The organism is Cognatishimia maritima (assembly GCF_900129685.1).
Lineage (GTDB): Bacteria > Pseudomonadota > Alphaproteobacteria > Rhodobacterales > Rhodobacteraceae > Cognatishimia > Cognatishimia maritima.
On record NZ_FQWM01000010.1, the window covers coordinates 1 to 17722 of the forward strand.

The following is a 17722-nucleotide window of genomic DNA, read 5'->3' on the forward strand; positions in this document are numbered from 1 at the left end:
TAGGTCTGGTTTGGTAAAGGTCGCACTAGGAGCAGTGTCAGCTGTGTGTGCTTCGCACCCGTTCGTCGATCGTGCAGTATTAGGAAATTTGGGCTTATTTCGTTGAAAAACTCGCCCTTGATCGAGACCGAAGCCGGTGATTCAATTCCGTATAAGACGGGGGATTGAACGATGATGGGACCGAGGCAGGAAGCGCAGGCATCGCTGTTCTACGAGTTTTCGCTGGAAGATCACGTGCCTCAGAGCCATTTGCTGCGGTCGATTGACCAGTTTGTCGATCTGGCTGGCATCCGTGCGCATCTTACAGACTTCTACAGCCACACAGGCCGCCCCTCGATTGATCCCGAGCTGCTGATCAGGATGCTTCTGGTGGGTTATTGCTTTGGCATCCGATCCGAAAGGCGGCTCTGCGAAGAGGTGTATTTGAACCTCGCCTATCGCTGGTTCTGTCGTCTCGATCTGACGGACCGCGTTCCAGACCATTCGACGTTTTCCAAGAACCGCCATGGTCGGTTCCGCGAGAGTGAGTTGCTGCGTCATCTGTTCGAGACGACTGTGGCGCGCTGCATCGCGGAGGGTCTGGTGAGCGGGCAGCGCATGGCAATTGATGCCAGCCTTATCGAGGCGGATGCCAACAAGCAGAACTCGACACCCAAGGAAGAGTGGGACGCCTCCGACATCGACCCGGCCGATGCCCCTCGCGCCGTTCGCGAATATCTCGACACGTTGGATGAAGCTGCATTCGGTGCCGCCAGCAAGGTGCAACCGAAGTTCACCTCCCATTCCGACCCCGCCAGCCAATGGACGGCGGCACGTAAAGGCCCTGCTTTCTTTAGCTATTCCGACAACTATCTGATCGACACCGATCACGGGGTTATCGTCGATGTGGAGGCGACGCGATCGATCCGGCAGGCTGAGGTTGGATCGACGAAGACCATGCTGAAGCGGGTGAAGGCCAAGTTCGATCTGCACCCTGAACGCCTGATCGCTGACACGGCCTATGGCACCGGGCCAATGCTGGGCTGGCTGGTTGACCGCAAGATTGCACCGCACATTCCTGTTTTTGATAAATCCGGGCGCAACGATGGCACATGGACCCGCGCCGACTTCGAATGGGATGCTGAGAACGATCAATACATCTGTCCCGAGGGACATGCCCTAAAACAGTTCCGGCGCAATTACTCAGACCCGAACCGCGGCCCGACCGGCAAAGGCACAGCTCGCTATCGCGCGCTGAAGCTAACCTGCCAGGCCTGCCCATCCAAGCCCAAGTGCTGCCCTAACGCCGATGCCCGCAAAATCACCCGGGAAGAACACGAAGACGCTCGCCAGGTGGCCCGCGACATTGCCAAGACCCGCCAATACGAGATATCAATGAAGCTCCGAAAGAAGGTTGAGATGCTCTTTGCTCACCTCAAACGCATTCTCGGGTTGCGCCGCCTCCGATTACGTGGACCATGCGGCGCAAATGACGAATTCCTTCTCGCTGCAACCGCCCAGAACCTCCGTAAACTGGCAAAGATCTTTCCCGCACCGCAGAAACCCCGAACAGCCTGATCAGAAAGGCGCTCACGCTACATTCAGGCCGCCACTTTCTGCGCTCGCAATACGTTGTTTTTCAACAGAATCGGCTCAAAACAGTCATTCGCTGCACCCAATTAAAAACGTCAGCTTGCCTACGTCGTCGCCCCTACAACCCCAGCTTATCCCGCATAAAGGCCAGCGCGACACTCAGCCCATCGGGCGCAATGCCATGCGCGGTGCCTTTCATAATATGGGCGAAGATGTCTTTGAAACCTGCCTCTTGCAGGGCTTCGGCGGCTTGCGGCAGGGATTGCACGGGGACAACATCGTCTTGGTCGCCGTGCACCAGCAGGACCGGTGGGCGGCTGACGGTTTCATCTTTCAAAAGCTCGGGGCGCAGCAGGCGGCCTGAGAAAGCGACGACGCCGGCCACCGGGTCTTCGCGGCGGGGGGAGACGTGCAGGGCCATCATGGTGCCTTGGGAAAAACCAAACAGAACAACTTGTTCAGGCAGCACGTCTTCGTCGACCATCATCGCATCCAAAAATGCGTTCAGGTCTTCGACCGCGGCGGTCATGCCGCGTTCGCTTTCTTCTTCGGATGAACCGTCAATCCAAGGGATCGGGAACCATTGCAGCCCCATCGGCATTCCGGGGATGGTTTCGGGCGCGTCGGGGGCCAGAAACAGCGTGTCGGGCAGATGTTCCGCCAGCGGGTCCGCCAGACCGATCAGGTCCTGCCCATTGGCGCCGTAGCCATGCAGAAAGACAACGACCGAGCGTGTGTCGCCGGACAGTGGTTCTTTGCGGAGCGTGTTCAAAACCCGAGTCATGCGATGCCTTCCCTTTGCTTTTCAACATGGTAGTAGGCCCACAAGAGCCGCGCTGCAACCGATCTCCATGGGGACCATGCTTCGGCCATTTGGCGCAGTTGCTTTTCGGCCGGGCGTTTTTCAAGGCCAAACAGCATGCGCGCGCTTTCTTGCAAAGCAAGATCGCCGGGGGCAAAGACATCGGCGCGGCCAAGGCTGAACATGGCATAGATTTCTGCGGTCCAGACGCCGATGCCGCTGACTTGGGTGAGGGTTTTGACAATTTCCGCATTCGGTCTATCGCGTAAACCTTTGAAATCAATGCGCGCTTCGGCAAGCGCTTTGGCATAGCGTATCTTTTGGCGGCTCAGCCCCACGGCGCGCAATTCTTCTTCGCTGGCCCACATGATTTTGCGCGGCCCGGTCAGCTTTGCGTCTTTCATGCGTTTCCAAATGGCGCGGGCGGCAGCGACGCTGACTTGTTGAGAGACAATGGCGCTGAGCAGCTGATCAAACCCGTCTTTGCGCAGACGTGTTGGCAAGGGGCCGGTGAGTTCTAGCGCCTGATGGAATCGGGCGTCCTGATCGGCCAGCCACGCGGCGCCTTCGGCCACGCAGGCCTCTGATGTGATAATCCGTCCGACCATGGTGCTTTTGGTCCTTTTGGCCCGGTTTTTTCCTGATCCACGCGGGTCTGTCAAATCCGTTTCATGCGCAAAATCGAATTGTGAACGGATTGGTTCAGTTTCTTTGATCTAAGTCCTTTTCATAGGAGGAAAACCAGACTAGCCATTTCGCATGACTGATGTGATTGATGATCGTCGCGCGAAGCGCACCGTTTTTATTCTTGTACTCGCACAGGCGCTGATTGGCGCGCAAATGCCGATGATTTTCACCATTGGCGGGCTGGCCGGGCAGTCACTGGCGAGCAACGTCTGCTTTGCGACCTTGCCGATATCGTTCATCGTTTTGGGGTCGATGGTGTCCGCGACGCCGATGTCGAATTTCATGCAAAAACACGGGCGACGCGCAGGATTTTTTGTCGGCGCGGCGGGTGGCACCATTGGGGCCGCGGTTGGGGCATATGGGCTATATACCAGCAGTTTCACGCTGTTTCTGATCGGCAGCCTTTTCACTGGAATCTATATGAGCGCGCATGGGTTTTACCGCTTTGCGGCTGCCGATAGCGCGTCGGAAGCATTCAGGCCCAAGGCCATTTCATACGTGATGGCGGGGGGCTTGGCAGCGGCGATTATCGGGCCTCAGATCGCGAAGGTCACAGCGGATGCAATGGTGATCCCATTCATGGGCACCTATGCGGCGGTGTTCGTTCTGAACCTTGTGGGCGTACTGTTGTTTTGCTTTCTGGACGTGCGAGAGCGCGCCGACGATGTGGATGACGCCGCGAAAGGCCGCTCTCGGTGGCAGTTGATCACGACGCCCAAAATCGCTGTCGCTGTGATCTGCGCGACTGTGTCTTATGCGCTGATGAACCTGATGATGACCTCTACCCCTTTGGCGGTGGTTGGCTGTGGATTCACTCAAAACAATGCGGCAGACATCGTGGGAGGGCACGTGCTGGCGATGTTTGCGCCGTCGTTCTTTACCGGGCATCTGATTGCGCGTTTCGGGGCGGAGAAAATCGTTGCTTTGGGTCTGGTGATCCTGGCCTGCGCTGGCGGCGTTGCGATGCAGGGTGTGGCGCTTGAGAACTTCTTTATCGCCCTGATCTTACTGGGGGTCGGTTGGAATTTTGGGTTTATCGGCGCGACAACAATGCTGACCATGTCCCACACGCCCAGTGAACGCGGCAAGATGCAGGGTATGAATGACCTGATTGTTTTTGGCGGCGTCACAATGGCATCGCTGGCTTCTGGTGGGCTGATGAACTGCTCTGGCGGAGACGCAGTTCAGGGTTGGAATGCGGTCAATCTGGCGATGGTGCCATTCCTTGTTCTGGCGGGTGGTGCACTGATATGGCTGGTGCTGCGCCCAACCGACGACTTAGAACATACACCTGCACAATAAATAACGCGCGCAATGACTTGCGCGCGTTACTTCGTGTAAAACCTCAGGCCAGATTAGAAGGTTTTCGCACATCCTTCTGTGGCTGATTCCTGTGCCAACAGCCCCATTTTCACCGCTTGAATTCCGTCCATCAATGACACTTCAGGCGCGCCCGTTCCGCGCACGACCTCAAGGAATTTGACGTGCTGGTAGAATGTCGAGCCATTGTGATCACCGGCGTCCAGAATGGTTGGGTCCACGGGGATTTCGACCGTCTGCGGCCCCTTAGGAGTACGCGGGCTGATGATGACCTGCGACACCGGCGGCTCTCCGAGGTGGGTCGGCCAGAACCGCCCCGGCCCCGGCACCAGTGCTTCGATCTTGCCGTTTGGTCCCACGGCGCTGATCTCTTCTTGAAAGGTGCTGCCTTCGGCGTACATGCAAAGCTCTAGCATGCCGCGCGCGCCATTGGCGAAATCAACCATCACATAGGCGGTGTCCCAAATGTCTGAAGCTTCGCCATCGTAGTTTTCATCAAGGTGGTTCACCTCTTGCCCTGCGCTGGCCATGATCCGCACGGGGTCTGCCCCGATGATCAGGCGCATGAGATCAAAGAAGTGGCAGCATTTTTCCACCAAAGTGCCGCCAGAGTTCTTGTTGAAGCGGTTCCAGTTGCCGATTTTTTCCAGAAACGGAAATCGGTGTTCGCGGATGGTCAGCATTTTCACGCCGCCGGTGGCCTTTTGCACCTGTTCAACAAAGGTCTGGATTGGAGGCATATAGCGGTATTCCATCGCAACCCAAATCGGCGCGGGGTAGCTTTCGCGGAAAGCCAGCAGCTTCGCCTCATCCGCCGGGTCCGTATACAGCGGCTTTTCCATCAGCAAAGGCAGCGGGTTGCGTGCGGCGATGGTTTCCAGTTGCGGCACATGCATGTGGTTCGGGCTGACAACCAACAGGCAATCCAGATCGTCCCGATCTAACAGCTCTTCAAGAGAGCCACAAAGTGCGGCGTTTGGCTCAATCGCTTTGGCCGCGTTTGCCATGATCTCATTTGGTTCAAAGATCGCAGCCACACGCGCCCCTTCCAGCAAGGCGATATTGCGCATGTGTTCCTGGCCCATCATGCCGCAGCCGATGATGCCATATTTGATGTCACGGGTCATGCCGTACTCCCTTATTTCAGGCGCTGCACATAGAGCGCCTGATCCGTGTCAAACCATGTTCTAGAGAATTCGATGGGCAGGTCTTGGTCTGCCCAACTGAAACGTTCGATATATCCCACCGGGGTGCCCGGTGATCTTGTGAAACTTTGCGGTGCCCAATCCGGCACATTTCCGATGCTCACGCGGTCTTCGGCGCGCGTGATCCAGAAGCCAAGCTGCTTTTGATAATAGCGATAGAGGGAATCAGACAGCGCATCTGCCGTAACCACCCCTACCGATTCGTCGAGCCAGATTTCCTCGACCGCGATAATTGTATCATTCAAATAGCGCAGTCGACGGATGCGTGCGGCACGATCTGCAAAGCCAAATCGCGGCAGGTCAGAGGGCTTTGTTAGGGTCGCCACAGACAGGATGTCGGCACGCGGCAATCCTCCGCCTTCGGGCAGTTCAAGGCGGAACATCCCATAGACAGAGTCCCTTACCTGCCCGGTCTTAATATAGTTGCCAGACCCCTGAATTCGCTCCAAAAGTCCTTTATTTGTGAGTTCTGCAAGCGCCTTGCGGAGCGTGCCAACAGAGGTGTTGAATTCCGCTGCCATGTCTCTTTCGGGCGGCAGACGGTCGCCGTCTGTCAGACGACCGGAACTGACATCGCGGATGATCAACTCCGCGATCTGAATGTAGACAGGCAGTGCGTTACGCTTGTGATTGGACAAATTGATACATCCCTTTCACCCTGCGGAAAATAATTGATACACCATTGATGCACCTTTGTTTGGATGTTTAACTAAGTCTCAAGTGAAGGCAAGCCAAAGGAAAAGAAATGACTGTCATTCCGATAACATCCCCTGACCTGCAGGCGGCGGAAGTCTCCTGGTTCTCGGCGCTTTGTTCAGATGACTATGAGTTCCTTGGCGTGCCAGATGGCGACTTGCGCAGCTCTTGGGAGCATTGCTCTGACATTGTGAAGGTCGCCGAAGAGCAAGGGTTTCGGAACATCCTCTGCCCGTCTTCTTACCAAGTTGGACAGGACACGCTGTCCTTCGTGGCGGGTTGCGCCCCGATCACTGATAAGATCAATCTTCTGGCGGCTGTTCGCTGTGGCGAGGTGCAACCCATCATGCTGGCGCGCACCATCGCGACGCTGGATCACATGCTGAAGGGCCGGTTGACCGTCAATATCATCAGCTCTGACTTCCCCGGCGAAAAGGAAGAGAGCGCCTATCGCTATCAGCGTTCGCGCGAGGTTGTGCAGATATTGCGTCAGGCGTGGACGAAGGACGAAATCAACCACGAAGGCGAAGTTTACAACTTCAAAGGCCTGACAACTGATCCGGTGAAGCCCTATCAGCAAAACGGCGGCCCGCTGCTTTACTTTGGTGGCTATTCTCCGTCCGCGCTCGATCTGTGTGGCGAGCATTGCGACGTCTACCTGATGTGGCCTGAAAAGATGGAAGAGCTGGAAGGCCGGATGAAAGCGGTGCACGCGGTCGCAGAAAAATACGACCGCACGCTGGACTACGGTCTGCGCGTCCACATGATTGTGCGCGACACCGAAAAAGAAGCGCAGGAATATGCGGACTACATCACGTCCAAACTGGATGATGAATACGGCCGCATGATCCGCGAACGCGCGCTGGATTCAGGCTCTTTGGGTGTCAGCCATCAAGCGAAGAACCGTGAGCTGGCCGACAAATACGGCTATATTGAACCCAACCTCTGGACTGGCGTGGGCCGGGCGCGGTCGGGCTGTGGTGCGGCACTGGTCGGGTCAACCGATCAGGTTCTGTCGAAAATTGAAGCCTACCAAAAGATGGGCATCCGTGCCTTCATCTTCTCGGGCTACCCGCATATCGACGAGGCCAAGCATTTTGGCAGCCGTGTTCTACCGCAGTTGAAAACCTGTTCCTTGCCGCATGAATATGGCCGTGTGCCAGCAGAAACACCCGCAACACCCCTCGGCAACGGAGTCCGCCGCTAATGGATCGCATTACACTCTCTTCCTCCCTCCACATGAGCCGCATCGTCTATGGCATGTGGCGTTTGGGCGATGACACAGACACCTCGCCTGCCCATGTGGAAGCGAAGATCCAAGCCTGTCTGGAACAAGGGATCACTACCTTTGATCAGGCAGATATTTACGGCGACTACGGGGCCGAGGCGGTTTTGGGTGGTGCACTAAAGGCGAACCCTGCCCTGCGCGACCAGATGGAAATTGTGACCAAATGCGATATCGTCGCGCCGATTGGCCGCTATTCCGATGCCAAGGTGAAATACTACGACACCTCGCGCGCCCACATCGAGAAATCTGTCGACATTTCGCTGGATGCGATGGGGATTGAGCAAATCGACCTTCTGCTGATCCACCGTCCCGACCCTCTGATGGATCACAACGAAACCGGGGCCGCATTGGATGACATCGTGGCCTCTGGCAAGGTGCAGAACGTCGGCGTTTCCAACTTCCGTCCTTGGGACTGGGAGTTGCTGCAATCGGCCATGAAAACACCGCTGGTGACCAACCAGATCGAACTGTCTTTGGGTGAAATCAGCCCCTTCACAAATGGCGATCTGGCGTTTCACCAGCGTCAGGGCGATGCTGTCATGGCGTGGTCCCCTCTGGGCGGCGGTAACCTGATCGGCAACACTGGGCAAATGGGCGCCGTGATGGATGAAATCGCAAATGCCTTTGGTGTGGACCGTGCGGCGGTGGCTGTCGCCTTTCTGCTGGCCCATCCGGCCAAGATCCTGCCCGTCATGGGCACCAACAACCTCGACCGTATCAGCAAAATCTCTGATGCGCTGAAAGTGAAACTGGACCGGGAAAGCTGGTATCGTCTGTACGAGGCCGCGCTCGGCAAAGAGGTTCCATAATGAATATGCCAGTGACCAGTTTTAAACCAGACGCCGAGAACACCCGCCTGCTGCGCGATGCCTTTGGGCGGTTTGCGACCGGCGTAACCATTGTGACCGCGATGTCAGAGGACGGGCCGGTTGGCATCACCGCCAATAGTTTTTCGTCTGTTTCACTGGACCCGCCCATGGTGCTTTGGTCGCCGAGCAAGACATCTCGGCGGTTTCCGTATTTTGACAAGGCCGAACACTACGCCATTCACATATTGGCGGCAGAGCAGGATTCGCTCTGCTGGGGCTTTGCAAAAGATGCATTTGCGCTGCAAAATTTACCACATGAGGTGAATGCCGAGGGGGTGCCGGTCATTGCCAATGCGCTGGCGCGGTTTGAATGCAAACGCAGCGCGCATTTTGAAGGCGGAGACCACAAGATCATTCTCGGAGAAGTTCTGCGGGCCGAAATGCGCGAGGGAGACGCATTGGCCTTTTATGCCGGAAAATACGGCCAGTTCGCGCAGTCATAAGCGCACGGCCCGCTTGAGGAGGCGGGCCTAAAACATAGGGAGGTCCTCATGGGGGGATTATTGGCGGTGTTAACACCGTTGCATGTGATCAATGCCTTCGTCCTAAAGATTGGACGTGGCATTGGATGTATTGCGGTGGCCTTTATGGTCGCGGCAATCCTGATTCAGGTCTTTTATCGCTATCTTTTGAATAACGCCCTGCCCTGGCCGGATGAAGCGGCGCGCTTTGGCATGCTGTGGATGATGGGGCTGATGGCCCCCACGGCCTTTCGGCGTGGCGGCTTCGTGGCGATTGAAACGGTGCCGGATCTGCTGCCCAAACGGGTTGGTGATATCCTAAACCTGTTTCTGCTGTCGATTTCGATGGTGGTACTGCTGGTGTCGGTGAATATCGGCTACGGCGAAGTCACCGGTTTTGGCGGGCGTTTTGCCACGGCATCGCTTTATCTGCCAACCTCGATCACATTTGACGAATGGTTCCGCATCCCGCGCAGCTGGATGATGATGTCTTTGTTTGTGGGCATCGTGCTGCTGATCTCGGTCAATATCGAACTCTTACTGCGCAGCCTCGTAGGGCTGATGGGTGGACGTGATCGTCTGCCTGAAATCGACGAAGCCGACATGGGAGGCGCAGAATAATGCTAATTTGGTTCTTACCCGTATTCCTGATTTTCCTGACCATTGGCCTGCCGGTCTTCTTTGGTCTGCTTGCGGCCCCCGGCATCCTTCTGTGGATGAACGGTCAGGAAAAAGACATCACCCTGCTTTATCGCAATCTTTACAACGGGATGGACAGTTTCCCGCTGATGGCGATCCCCTTCTTTATGCTGGCGGGGGAATTGATGAACCGCGGCGGGATCACCATTCGTTTGGTGGAGTTTTCCCAAGCGCTGATGGGGCACCTGCGTGGTGGTCTGGCGCAGGTGAACATCCTGTCCTCGATCCTTTTTGCGGGCCTGTCTGGATCTGCCGTGGCAGATACCTCTGCGCTCGGGTCCATGCTGATCCCTGCGATGGAGAAACAAGGCTACACTCGCAAATTTGCAGCAGCCGTTACGGCGGCAAGCTCCGTGATCGGACCGATCATTCCGCCCTCGGGCATTATGATCATCTATGCCTATGTCATGGGTGAAAGCGTCGCCGCGCTGTTCCTGGCCGGGATCGTACCGGGCATTATGGTGGGCGTTGGTCTGATGGTCATGGTCCGACTGACCGCTGACCGCTATAACCTGCCCCCTGCGAAGCGTGTGGTGCTGACGGGCATCAATCTCGGCCCGCTGGAATATTGGTTCTCCTTTGTGCTTGTGCGTCTGAACATCGGTCTTCTGCTGGCGCAATTCGTGCCACTCGGCGCAGAGGCGACCAGCACAGCAAAATGGCTGGCCTACCTTGGTGGCATTCTTGTGACCCATGGTTTGATGTTGGGCCTGCGTCGCGTGGTCAATCATGACTTCCGTATGGTCTGCAAACGTGCCGTGGTGCCATTGCAAACACCCGTTCTGATCCTTGGCGGCATTCTGGCGGGCGTCTTTACCCCGACCGAAGCGGCGGCTGTCGCCGTGGCCTATGCCTTGATCGTGGCCTTTGGTGTTCTGCGCACCATGAGCTTTAAGGACCTGCCAGACGTTCTGATCCGGGCTGGCATCACCTCCGCGGTTGTTCTGCTGCTGGTCGGTGCCGCGATGGCCTTTAAGACGGTCGTAAGCCTGAGCCACGCACCAGAGATTCTTGCCGAGTTCATCCTGAGCCTGAGTGAGAACCCATTGGTCCTGCTGTTCCTGATCAACCTCTTGCTGTTCATCGTCGGTATGTTCCTGGATGCAGGCCCGGCGATCATCATCTTGGGGCCGATTTTGGGGCCGATCTTTATCGACCTCGGCGTGGACCCGATCCACTTTGCGATCATTATGAGTGTGAACTTGACCGTGGGTCTTGCGACGCCGCCGATGGGGCTTGTCCTCTTTGTGGCTGCTGCGGTCTCACGAGAGAAGGTAGAGACCATCGCCAAGGCGATCTTGCCCTTCTTAGCTGTTGAAATTGCTGTGATTTTCTTAATCACATATATCCCAGCAATATCCATGACGGTCCCGCGTCTGACGGGATTTGCGAACTAGGTTTTTGAGTAACAGGGAGGAATAACTATGCTCAAACAAACTCTGAAAACACTTTCGGTCGCTGCACTTGTGGCAGCCACCGGGGTGACCGCGGCAAGCGCGGCGGACTATTCGATCCGCGCAACCGCCAACGCCAATGAAAACGACGAAGACTATGATGGTCTTGTCGTCTTCAAAAACTACGTCGAAGCCGCATCCAACGGCGCAATCGAAGTCGAAATCTTCATGGGCACACAACTGTGTTCCAACGGCGCTGAATGTCTGCAGGGCGTCGGGGACGGCACGATTGACGTCTATGTGGGCACCTCTGGCGGCGTGTCTGGCATCTTCCCCTATGTGCAGGTGCTTGACCTGCCCTACCTGATGGCGGACGACCGGATTGCGGAAACCGCTCTGGCGAGCGGCAGCGAGTTTTCCAACACGCTGAAGGGTCTGGTGATGGAAGATTCCGGCGGCATGATCCGCCTGATGACGGTTGGTAACACCGGCGGCTGGCGCAACTTTGCCAACACCAAGCGCCGTGTTCAGACCCCATCTGACATGGAAGGTCTGAAAATCCGGACCGTGGTTGCGGACCTGCCACAAGAGCTGGTGAAAGCCCTTGGTGCTTCCCCGACCCCGATCCCATGGCCAGAGCTGTTCACGTCGTTCCAAACCGGCGTTGTTGAAGGCTCTAAAAACGGCATCACAGACATCATGGGTATGAAATTCCCTGATGCTGGTCTGCAGTACATCACGCTGGACGGTCACGCCTACATGGGTGCCCTGTGGTTCATGAACAATGAAAAACTGATGGACATGCCGGAAGGCCTGCGCGCAGTTGTCAGCGACGGCTTCTATCAGCTGCAGCAGGCGACTTTTGCGTCACCAAAGCGTAAATCAATCGCAGCCTACGAAGAGTTCGTCGCGGGCGGTGGTGACCTTTACGTGCCAACGCCAGAAGAAAAGGCGATGTTCAAGGAAGCGGCAGCGCCGGTTTATGACTGGTTCAAATCCAACGTTGCCAATGGTGAGGTCATCTTTGACGCGCTGAACGCATCGGTTGCCGAAGCAGAAGCTGCTGTTGCAGCGGCGCGCGCGGTCGACGTGCAATAAGCCACGTGCATTGATCTGGGGCGAGGCACTTTAAGTGCCTCGCCCTTTTCCCTTTTCCCTTAGCGGAAGGGATACATCCAAACCTTGTAGTCATTCACCAGCACATGCGCTTTTTCGATCTGTTCCGGCGTCATTTTCTTCACGACCTCTTCCAAAGAGATCGCAGCATCCGGGTCGCCTCCGATGGCCGACAGCGTGTACCACATATAGGCGCGCACCAGATCCGGCGCAGGCATGCCGCGCCCGATTTCGTAATACCAGCCGATCCCAGATTGCGCACCGGGATGCCCTTTCAGCGAACTGCGCAAATACCATTCAAACGCGCGCTGATCGTCACGCTCTACCCCAAGCCCCATGGCATACATTACGCCGATCAACTCCTCGGCGTCGGCATTGCCAGAACGCGCCGCAGGCCAGAGTTCTTCGTAGGCTTGCTGAAATTTCCCCTCTTCCATAAGGTCACGGGCATGTTCAATTTCCGCCATCACCGGCGTTCCCAAAAGGGCCAATCCAAAAGCTATCGCGCGCATGTTTTTGGTCTCTCATTTCTAGTGGCTCTGCCAGCTATGGCCAGCGATCTTCCGGCCCCTTTGACGGACGCAGATTTCCTGCCGTTTGACATGAAACAGGCGGCACTAGGGCGTGATCTATTTTACGATAAAATATTGTCAGGGAACAGAAATATTAGCTGCGGGACCTGTCATCATCCTGATCACGGCACCGGCGATGGGCTATCTTTGGGTATTGGCGAAGGGGGTGTTGGCCTCGGTCCAGATCGCACCGCTGGCATGGGTGCCGACCGCATTCGCAAGCGCATTCCACGCAATGCGCCGCCACTTTGGAATCTAGGTGCAAAAGACCTGCACACGCTCTTTCACGACGGTCGCCTGAGCCTGTCGGATGACTATGGAAACGGGTTCAATTCCCCTGCCGAGGAATGGCTGCCAAAGGGATTGAATTCGCTTTTGGCGGCGCAGGCAATCTTTCCACTGGTGGCGCAGTTTGAAATGGCCGGTAACCCCGGTGAAAATCAGGTCGCGGGGGCCGTGCACGACCGGATTGATGCGCCTTGGCCGATCATTGCGAAAACGGTGCGCATAACGGGGGATTATGGCGCGCGCTTTGTTGAAGCGTTTGATCACATTGATGCGCCCGAAGAGGTCGCGATCACCGAAATCGCCAATGCTTTGGCGGCCTTTCAAGCCGTGGAATGGCGCAGTATCGACAGCCCATTTGATCAATATCTGGCGGGAGATTTTGAGGCTTTGACGGCGCAGCAACTTTCGGGGATGGCGCTGTTTTATGGCGAGGCTGGCTGCAGCGACTGCCATTCAGGATCGTTGATGAGCGATCAAAAGTTCCATGCGCTTGGCCTGCCCGCCTTTGGCCCCGGACGCACCCGGCGCTTTGACCCGATGGTGCGTGACGTCGGACGTATGGGCGAAAGTGACGACCTAGATGACGCCTATCGGTTCCGCACCCCGATGTTGCGCAACGTGGCTTTGACTGCCCCCTACGGCCACAACGGAGCCTATCCTGATCTGGAAGGCATCATTCGCCATCACATTGACCCGGCCGGCGCGCGGCTGGCGTGGAGCCGGGATATGGCAAACCTGCCAGAGGTGCCTTGGCTTGCCGCGATTGATTTTGTTGTGCAGTCCGACCGCTATGAAATGGAGCGGCAGGCCGCGAAACTCGACATCACACCGCGCGATCTTTCAGATCAGCAGATTGCGGACCTTGTGGCCTTCATGCATGCGCTGACAGGGACCACATTGGACAAGCCACCCTTTGGCGTTCCTGTTGACTTTGAGCCTTAAGTCTCGCGTAGAACGCATTGATATTATTTTGCTTTTTCAGGAAAGACAAAGCACCTGTCACGCCGCAACGTAAGCCAAAACCGCATGCCCGGTTTGGGCATAAAGACATTCGGCACCGTCGCTTTCAGTTTGCTGTTGTCATAGTCCATACGGAATTCAACAAGGCTTTCGGTGCCCATAAACCGTGCGCGTTCGACGATGCCCAAAGCGGCCTGACCATGGGCTGCGGTTGGGGCTGGCCCTTGTCCAGCGCGGTCGAAATCCAGATGTAAATGCTGAGGGCGAATGACGATTTCAACAGCAGCCCCTTCGGCACAGCCCGGTGTCAGGAACTGCCCAAACGGCGTATCGGTCAACGCGCCATTGCTTGTGCCGCGAATGATGTTGATATCGCTGAAAAAGGCCATCGCCTCGCGATCTACCGGCGCGTTGTAGATATTGTAGGGAGAGCCTTGCTGCACAATCCGGCCATCCCGCATCAGCGCGATTTCATCGGCCATCCGCAGCGCTTCTTCGGGTTCGTGGGTCACCAGCAATACGGCAGTGTCTTCGTCCTTTAATAGCGCCAATGTTTCATCGCGGATGTCGTCGCGCAGACGATTGTCCAAACCCGAAAAGGGTTCATCCATCAGCATAATGCGCGGGCGTGGGGCCAAGGCGCGGGCCAAAGCCACGCGCTGCTGTTCGCCGCCCGACAAATGATGCGGCGCTTGGTCGATGGCCCAGGACAGGCCTACTTTTTCCATCAGTTCCTCGACCCGCAACCGTTTCTTGGGGGCCGAGTCCTTTAATCCGAACGCCACGTTGTCAGCGACGCTCATATGCGGAAAAAGCGCAAAATCCTGAAACATAAGGCCGATTTTTCGGCGCTCTGGGGGCACTCGATAGACCGTGTCGCAGATCAGCTTGCCATCAACATAGATCTCGCCCCGGTCCTGCATGTCGACGCCCGCGATCATGCGTAGGGTTGTGGATTTCCCGCAGCCAGATGGGCCCAAAAGGCAAGTCACTTGCCCCGGTTCAATGCTGAGGGATACGTCATCCACAACCGTGCGATTGCCGTATTGACGGTAGAGATTGCGTACTTCAAGCCGCGGGGGTGATTGGGTCGGAACCTGTACGCTCACAGCGGCCTCTTGCAATGCCCGGTCAATGCCCGATGAAAACCATCGGATTTTGACCGGGTGTAACAGGCGTCTGCTTAGGCTTCAACCCTGCGCGAACCTGCGAAGACTGCAACAAAGCCCACAACCAGCACTACGATACAGATTTGCAGAAGCTGTTCGTACTTGTGGCCGTCAACCAAAAGCGCGGCCACGGCCTCATTGCTGCGCAGGAAATACGCAGCCGCACCCAGAATAGCCGCCGCGAAACTGACCAGATAGGCCCATTGCGCTACGTGACGACGTCCCAGCAGCGCAGCAACAATCACAGGCGTCAGGAACATGCTCGCCGTGCCCGACACTGCCACCGCATCAAACAAGGACTGGTTGCCCCACAGGGTCAACGCCCCACCCGCCACGGCAAAGACCAGCATGGACAACCGTCCGCCATTCAGGGTTTTCGGGGCCAGACCGAGTTCTTCAACCACCAGCCGTGCAGCAGAGGACAACGCGCTATCCAGCGTCGAAAGCGCAGAAACCAGCAAGGACACAAGCAGCAGCACAAAGACCCACATTGGCAAGACGGTCGCCCATGTGCCAATCAACTCGCCCTCATAGGCGGCCCCATCCAACGCGGCCTGAATGCCAAAGAAGCCAAAGGCGATGATGCAGAGCGCAGAAATCCAGAAGGCATGCACAAAGCTTTTGCGGGTCGTCGCCTCATCCGCCAGAAAACCGCGATCCATCATCACCGGGTCGTGCACCGGGTAGGAAAAGACTTGTAGGAAAGCCACGATCAGCAGAACCCAACCATTGTACTGCCCGGATGCGCCTTCTGCGGTCAACACCGCACCAAGGCTAAAGCCGGGGCTGAGCACGAGGGCAAGAAACGCCACGGCGAAAACCACCAAGAAAAGCGTCATCTGCATGACATCGGTGCGCAGCGCGGCGCTTAGACCGCCCCAAGCGGAGTAGGCCAGCGCAAGGATACCCACGATCAGAATGCTGCCTTCCTTGGCAAATCCGACCTCTGGCAAGGCGGCAGAAAAGATCAGACCAACAACGATCAGGTTGGCAAAGACCTCGGACAGCAGGCGCAGGGCAATCACAACGTTGTAGCACCCTGTTCCAACCGCGCCGAATTGATTGCGCAACCAATCCTGCACCGACCGCGCGCCCTTGGACCGCATGCGTCCAACGATAAACCCGCCGGTCAGAAAAGAGCCGTAATATGCCGCGTAGGCCAGCACGCCGGCGATCCCATAAAAGAACCCAAGGATCGCCGCGTTCATCAGCGAGCGTGCAAAAATCCATGTGGTCACCTGGCTTAGAACCAAGGTCCAGAGGCCGGGCGCCTGCCCCGCGTGTCCTGTGCCGGAAAAAAATCCGTCAACGGTCGCGCGACGTGGGGCCATATACAGGCTCGCGAGTACAATAATGGCAAAGAGGGCGATAACCGCTGTGGCCTGCATGGATTTGTCCTGTTCTGCTAAGTCTTAGGATCGACTTAGCAGCCAAGATTTTTGCAAGCCAGCACTGTGACATAGCCCCACGCGATTGTGAAAATCGGTGTGTCAGAGCGTGACTTGGAAATCCGCTTCGCCAAGGTGGCGGCCATTGACTTGGATCACCAGCTTATGCGCGCCCGGATGCAGTTTGAACGTAGTGGCATTGGCTTTGAGCACGTGTTTTTTGGCAAAGACCTGTGGCGTATTCGGTTTCAACACCGCTTGTTTCAGCTTGAACACTTTCGGCGACAGTTTACCGCCCGCTTTTTGAAAATGGATCAGGTAGTCAATGATCACCGGGCTTCGCTTTGTCGCTTCTAGTTCGACATCAAAGGTCAGAGCCTGCCCGGCAGCAACTGTTGTGTCACCAAGCGTCAGACGCTTTAGGCTAACAGGTGCGTCCGCCTTGAACCCCAGCAGATCCATCGCCCCCTCATGCCCCTGTTTGATCAGGGTGCGCAGCGCATGGCGGGTCATCCAATCGAGTTCCTTGGCCTCTTGCTGGCCCAGAGTTTTCCAGCGCGCCAGTGTTTCCACCACCAAATCCGGGTGCGTTTTTGCAATATCGTTCAAATGGTTAGCCACTGATCGCGTGACATAACGGGTTGGGTCCGCGTGCAGCATGTACAGCAAAGGCAGCGGCGTGGTCGGCTCCATCGTCAGTTTTTTGGCCCAAGGCAGTTTGGGCCGCGTGCCTTCCGACACAAGCCGCCGCACGTGATAGTTTTCATCTGTCGCCCAAAGCTTCAGCCGCGCCAGTGTTTCCTCGGGCCAGCGGTTCAGGAAGGGGCGGATCGGCCACTCCATCGAAAAGCGTTTGGTGGTTTCATAGATCAGGTCCAGCGCCCGGTCGCGGTGGTGCTCCAAACCGTGCCGGACTGCCAAATAGCCGGGCGGCGCATGTATGAAGCGGCCAAAATCATCGTCTGTTTGCTTGGGGTCAAGCTCTGGCACCATGGCAGCTTCGAGTTGATCCGCCATGGTGGGGAAATCATCTGACAGGCGGGATTCAAGGCAATCGACAATCCACTCCAACCGTTCCAGCAACGCGAGGTCCGGGAAACGGCTGAGGACCTCATGCGTGAAGCCCGGCGCATCAAAATCCGGCAGGGCCGCCGCATATTCTGCCGCAAGTTCAGAGATGCTGTCTTGGTTAAACAGATGATCGGCCAGTGAAAATCCCTGCGACACGCCCGTACC

17 protein-coding genes are annotated in these 17722 nt (G+C 56.7%); 9 read left to right on the forward strand and 8 right to left on the reverse strand.

What is annotated here, in order from left to right; translation table 11 throughout:
• The first annotated feature begins 171 nt into the window (after positions 1-171).
• Positions 172-1557, forward strand: coding sequence for an IS5/IS1182 family transposase (locus BUA39_RS15775; RefSeq protein WP_072794192.1), 1386 nt, complete (start codon positions 172-174; stop codon positions 1555-1557).
• 133 nt (positions 1558-1690) lie between these two features.
• Here the strand turns inward: BUA39_RS15775 and BUA39_RS15780 are convergent, their stop codons facing one another.
• Both BUA39_RS15780 and BUA39_RS15785 read right to left on the reverse strand, forming a co-directional pair.
• Positions 1691-2356: an alpha/beta hydrolase gene (locus BUA39_RS15780; protein ID WP_072794193.1), complete on the reverse strand. Its 666-nt coding sequence runs from the start codon at positions 2354-2356 to the stop codon at positions 1691-1693.
• On the reverse strand, positions 2353-2982 hold the full coding sequence (locus tag BUA39_RS15785) for a DNA-3-methyladenine glycosylase family protein (protein ID WP_072794194.1): 630 nt from the start codon (positions 2980-2982) through the stop codon (positions 2353-2355). The genes BUA39_RS15780 and BUA39_RS15785 overlap by 4 nt, the downstream gene beginning before the upstream one ends.
• Positions 2983-3133: 151 nt before the next feature.
• On the opposite strand from BUA39_RS15785, the gene BUA39_RS15790 reads away from it, so the two are divergent.
• Positions 3134-4363 carry an MFS transporter gene (locus BUA39_RS15790; RefSeq protein ID WP_072794195.1) on the forward strand — a complete coding sequence of 410 codons (1230 nt, stop codon included), beginning with the start codon at positions 3134-3136 and terminating at the stop codon, positions 4361-4363.
• Positions 4364-4416: 53 nt separating this feature from the next.
• On the opposite strand, the gene BUA39_RS15795 is transcribed toward BUA39_RS15790, so the two are convergent.
• Complete coding sequence (locus BUA39_RS15795; protein ID WP_072794196.1) at positions 4417-5508, reverse strand: Gfo/Idh/MocA family protein; 1092 nt, start codon at positions 5506-5508, stop codon at positions 4417-4419.
• An 11-nt stretch (positions 5509-5519) separates the two neighbouring features.
• Positions 5520-6230 (reverse strand): GntR family transcriptional regulator, encoded by a 711-nt coding sequence (locus BUA39_RS15800; RefSeq protein WP_423219947.1) that lies wholly within the window; start codon positions 6228-6230, stop codon positions 5520-5522.
• 101 nt (positions 6231-6331) lie between these two features.
• Here BUA39_RS15800 and BUA39_RS15805 point away from each other — a divergent pair, with 101 nt between their 5' ends.
• The 6 genes from BUA39_RS15805 to BUA39_RS15830 are packed head-to-tail and all read left to right on the forward strand — an operon-like array spanning position 6332 to position 12091.
• Complete coding sequence (locus BUA39_RS15805) at positions 6332-7489, forward strand: LLM class flavin-dependent oxidoreductase (protein ID WP_072794198.1); 1158 nt, start codon at positions 6332-6334, stop codon at positions 7487-7489.
• On the forward strand, positions 7489-8379 hold the full coding sequence (locus BUA39_RS15810; RefSeq protein ID WP_072794199.1) for an aldo/keto reductase: 891 nt from the start codon (positions 7489-7491) through the stop codon (positions 8377-8379). Before BUA39_RS15805 ends, BUA39_RS15810 begins: the two co-directional genes overlap by 1 nt.
• The gene (locus BUA39_RS15815; RefSeq protein ID WP_072794200.1) at positions 8379-8882 is read left to right on the forward strand and encodes a flavin reductase family protein; all 504 of its coding nucleotides are present in this window, start codon (positions 8379-8381) and stop codon (positions 8880-8882) included. Before BUA39_RS15810 ends, BUA39_RS15815 begins: the two co-directional genes overlap by 1 nt.
• A gap of 48 nt (positions 8883-8930) precedes the next feature.
• Complete coding sequence (locus BUA39_RS15820) at positions 8931-9521, forward strand: TRAP transporter small permease (protein WP_072794201.1); 591 nt, start codon at positions 8931-8933, stop codon at positions 9519-9521.
• Entirely contained in the window at positions 9521-10996 is a 1476-nt protein-coding gene (locus BUA39_RS15825) for a TRAP transporter large permease (protein WP_072794202.1), read from the forward strand. Before BUA39_RS15820 ends, BUA39_RS15825 begins: the two co-directional genes overlap by 1 nt.
• A 27-nt stretch (positions 10997-11023) precedes the next feature.
• Positions 11024-12091, forward strand: coding sequence for a TRAP transporter substrate-binding protein (locus BUA39_RS15830; RefSeq protein ID WP_072794203.1), 1068 nt, complete (start codon positions 11024-11026; stop codon positions 12089-12091).
• A gap of 59 nt (positions 12092-12150) precedes the next feature.
• Here BUA39_RS15830 and BUA39_RS15835 read toward each other — a convergent pair whose 3' ends face one another.
• On the reverse strand, positions 12151-12621 hold the full coding sequence (locus BUA39_RS15835) for a tetratricopeptide repeat protein (RefSeq protein WP_072794204.1): 471 nt from the start codon (positions 12619-12621) through the stop codon (positions 12151-12153).
• A gap of 36 nt (positions 12622-12657) precedes the next feature.
• Here BUA39_RS15835 and BUA39_RS15840 point away from each other — a divergent pair, with 36 nt between their 5' ends.
• A complete protein-coding gene (locus tag BUA39_RS15840; RefSeq protein ID WP_072794205.1) occupies positions 12658-13911 on the forward strand; it encodes a cytochrome-c peroxidase in 1254 nt (417 codons plus the stop codon).
• 23 nt (positions 13912-13934) lie between these two features.
• On the opposite strand, the gene BUA39_RS15845 is transcribed toward BUA39_RS15840, so the two are convergent.
• The 3 genes from BUA39_RS15845 to BUA39_RS15855 form a co-directional block, all read right to left on the reverse strand.
• The gene (locus BUA39_RS15845; protein WP_072794255.1) at positions 13935-15038 is read right to left on the reverse strand and encodes an ABC transporter ATP-binding protein; all 1104 of its coding nucleotides are present in this window, start codon (positions 15036-15038) and stop codon (positions 13935-13937) included.
• A 74-nt stretch (positions 15039-15112) separates the two neighbouring features.
• Positions 15113-16486, reverse strand: a complete 1374-nt coding sequence (locus BUA39_RS15850; protein WP_072794206.1) for an SLC5/6 family protein — start codon at positions 16484-16486, stop codon at positions 15113-15115.
• 102 nt (positions 16487-16588) lie between these two features.
• Positions 16589-17713 carry a DNA alkylation repair protein gene (locus tag BUA39_RS15855; protein ID WP_072794256.1) on the reverse strand — a complete coding sequence of 375 codons (1125 nt, stop codon included), beginning with the start codon at positions 17711-17713 and terminating at the stop codon, positions 16589-16591.
• Positions 17714-17722 lie beyond the last annotated feature (9 nt).

Bases quoted from the DNA above. Each gene is read 5' to 3' on its own strand.
- BUA39_RS15775 (WP_072794192.1), top strand. From the start codon at position 172: ATGATGGGACCGAGGCAGGAAGCGCAGGCATCGCTGTTCTACGAGTTT.
- BUA39_RS15780 (WP_072794193.1), bottom strand. From the start codon at position 2,356: ATGACTCGGGTTTTGAACACGCTCCGCAAAGAACCACTGTCCGGCGAC.
- BUA39_RS15785 (WP_072794194.1), bottom strand. From the start codon at position 2,982: ATGGTCGGACGGATTATCACATCAGAGGCCTGCGTGGCCGAAGGCGCC.
- BUA39_RS15790 (WP_072794195.1), top strand. From the start codon at position 3,134: ATGACTGATGTGATTGATGATCGTCGCGCGAAGCGCACCGTTTTTATT.
- BUA39_RS15795 (WP_072794196.1), bottom strand. From the start codon at position 5,508: ATGACCCGTGACATCAAATATGGCATCATCGGCTGCGGCATGATGGGC.
- BUA39_RS15805 (WP_072794198.1), top strand. From the start codon at position 6,332: ATGACTGTCATTCCGATAACATCCCCTGACCTGCAGGCGGCGGAAGTC.
- BUA39_RS15810 (WP_072794199.1), top strand. From the start codon at position 7,489: ATGGATCGCATTACACTCTCTTCCTCCCTCCACATGAGCCGCATCGTC.
- BUA39_RS15815 (WP_072794200.1), top strand. From the start codon at position 8,379: ATGAATATGCCAGTGACCAGTTTTAAACCAGACGCCGAGAACACCCGC.
- BUA39_RS15820 (WP_072794201.1), top strand. From the start codon at position 8,931: ATGGGGGGATTATTGGCGGTGTTAACACCGTTGCATGTGATCAATGCC.
- BUA39_RS15825 (WP_072794202.1), top strand. From the start codon at position 9,521: ATGCTAATTTGGTTCTTACCCGTATTCCTGATTTTCCTGACCATTGGC.
- BUA39_RS15830 (WP_072794203.1), top strand. From the start codon at position 11,024: ATGCTCAAACAAACTCTGAAAACACTTTCGGTCGCTGCACTTGTGGCA.
- BUA39_RS15835 (WP_072794204.1), bottom strand. From the start codon at position 12,621: ATGCGCGCGATAGCTTTTGGATTGGCCCTTTTGGGAACGCCGGTGATG.
- BUA39_RS15840 (WP_072794205.1), top strand. From the start codon at position 12,658: ATGGCCAGCGATCTTCCGGCCCCTTTGACGGACGCAGATTTCCTGCCG.
- BUA39_RS15850 (WP_072794206.1), bottom strand. From the start codon at position 16,486: ATGCAGGCCACAGCGGTTATCGCCCTCTTTGCCATTATTGTACTCGCG.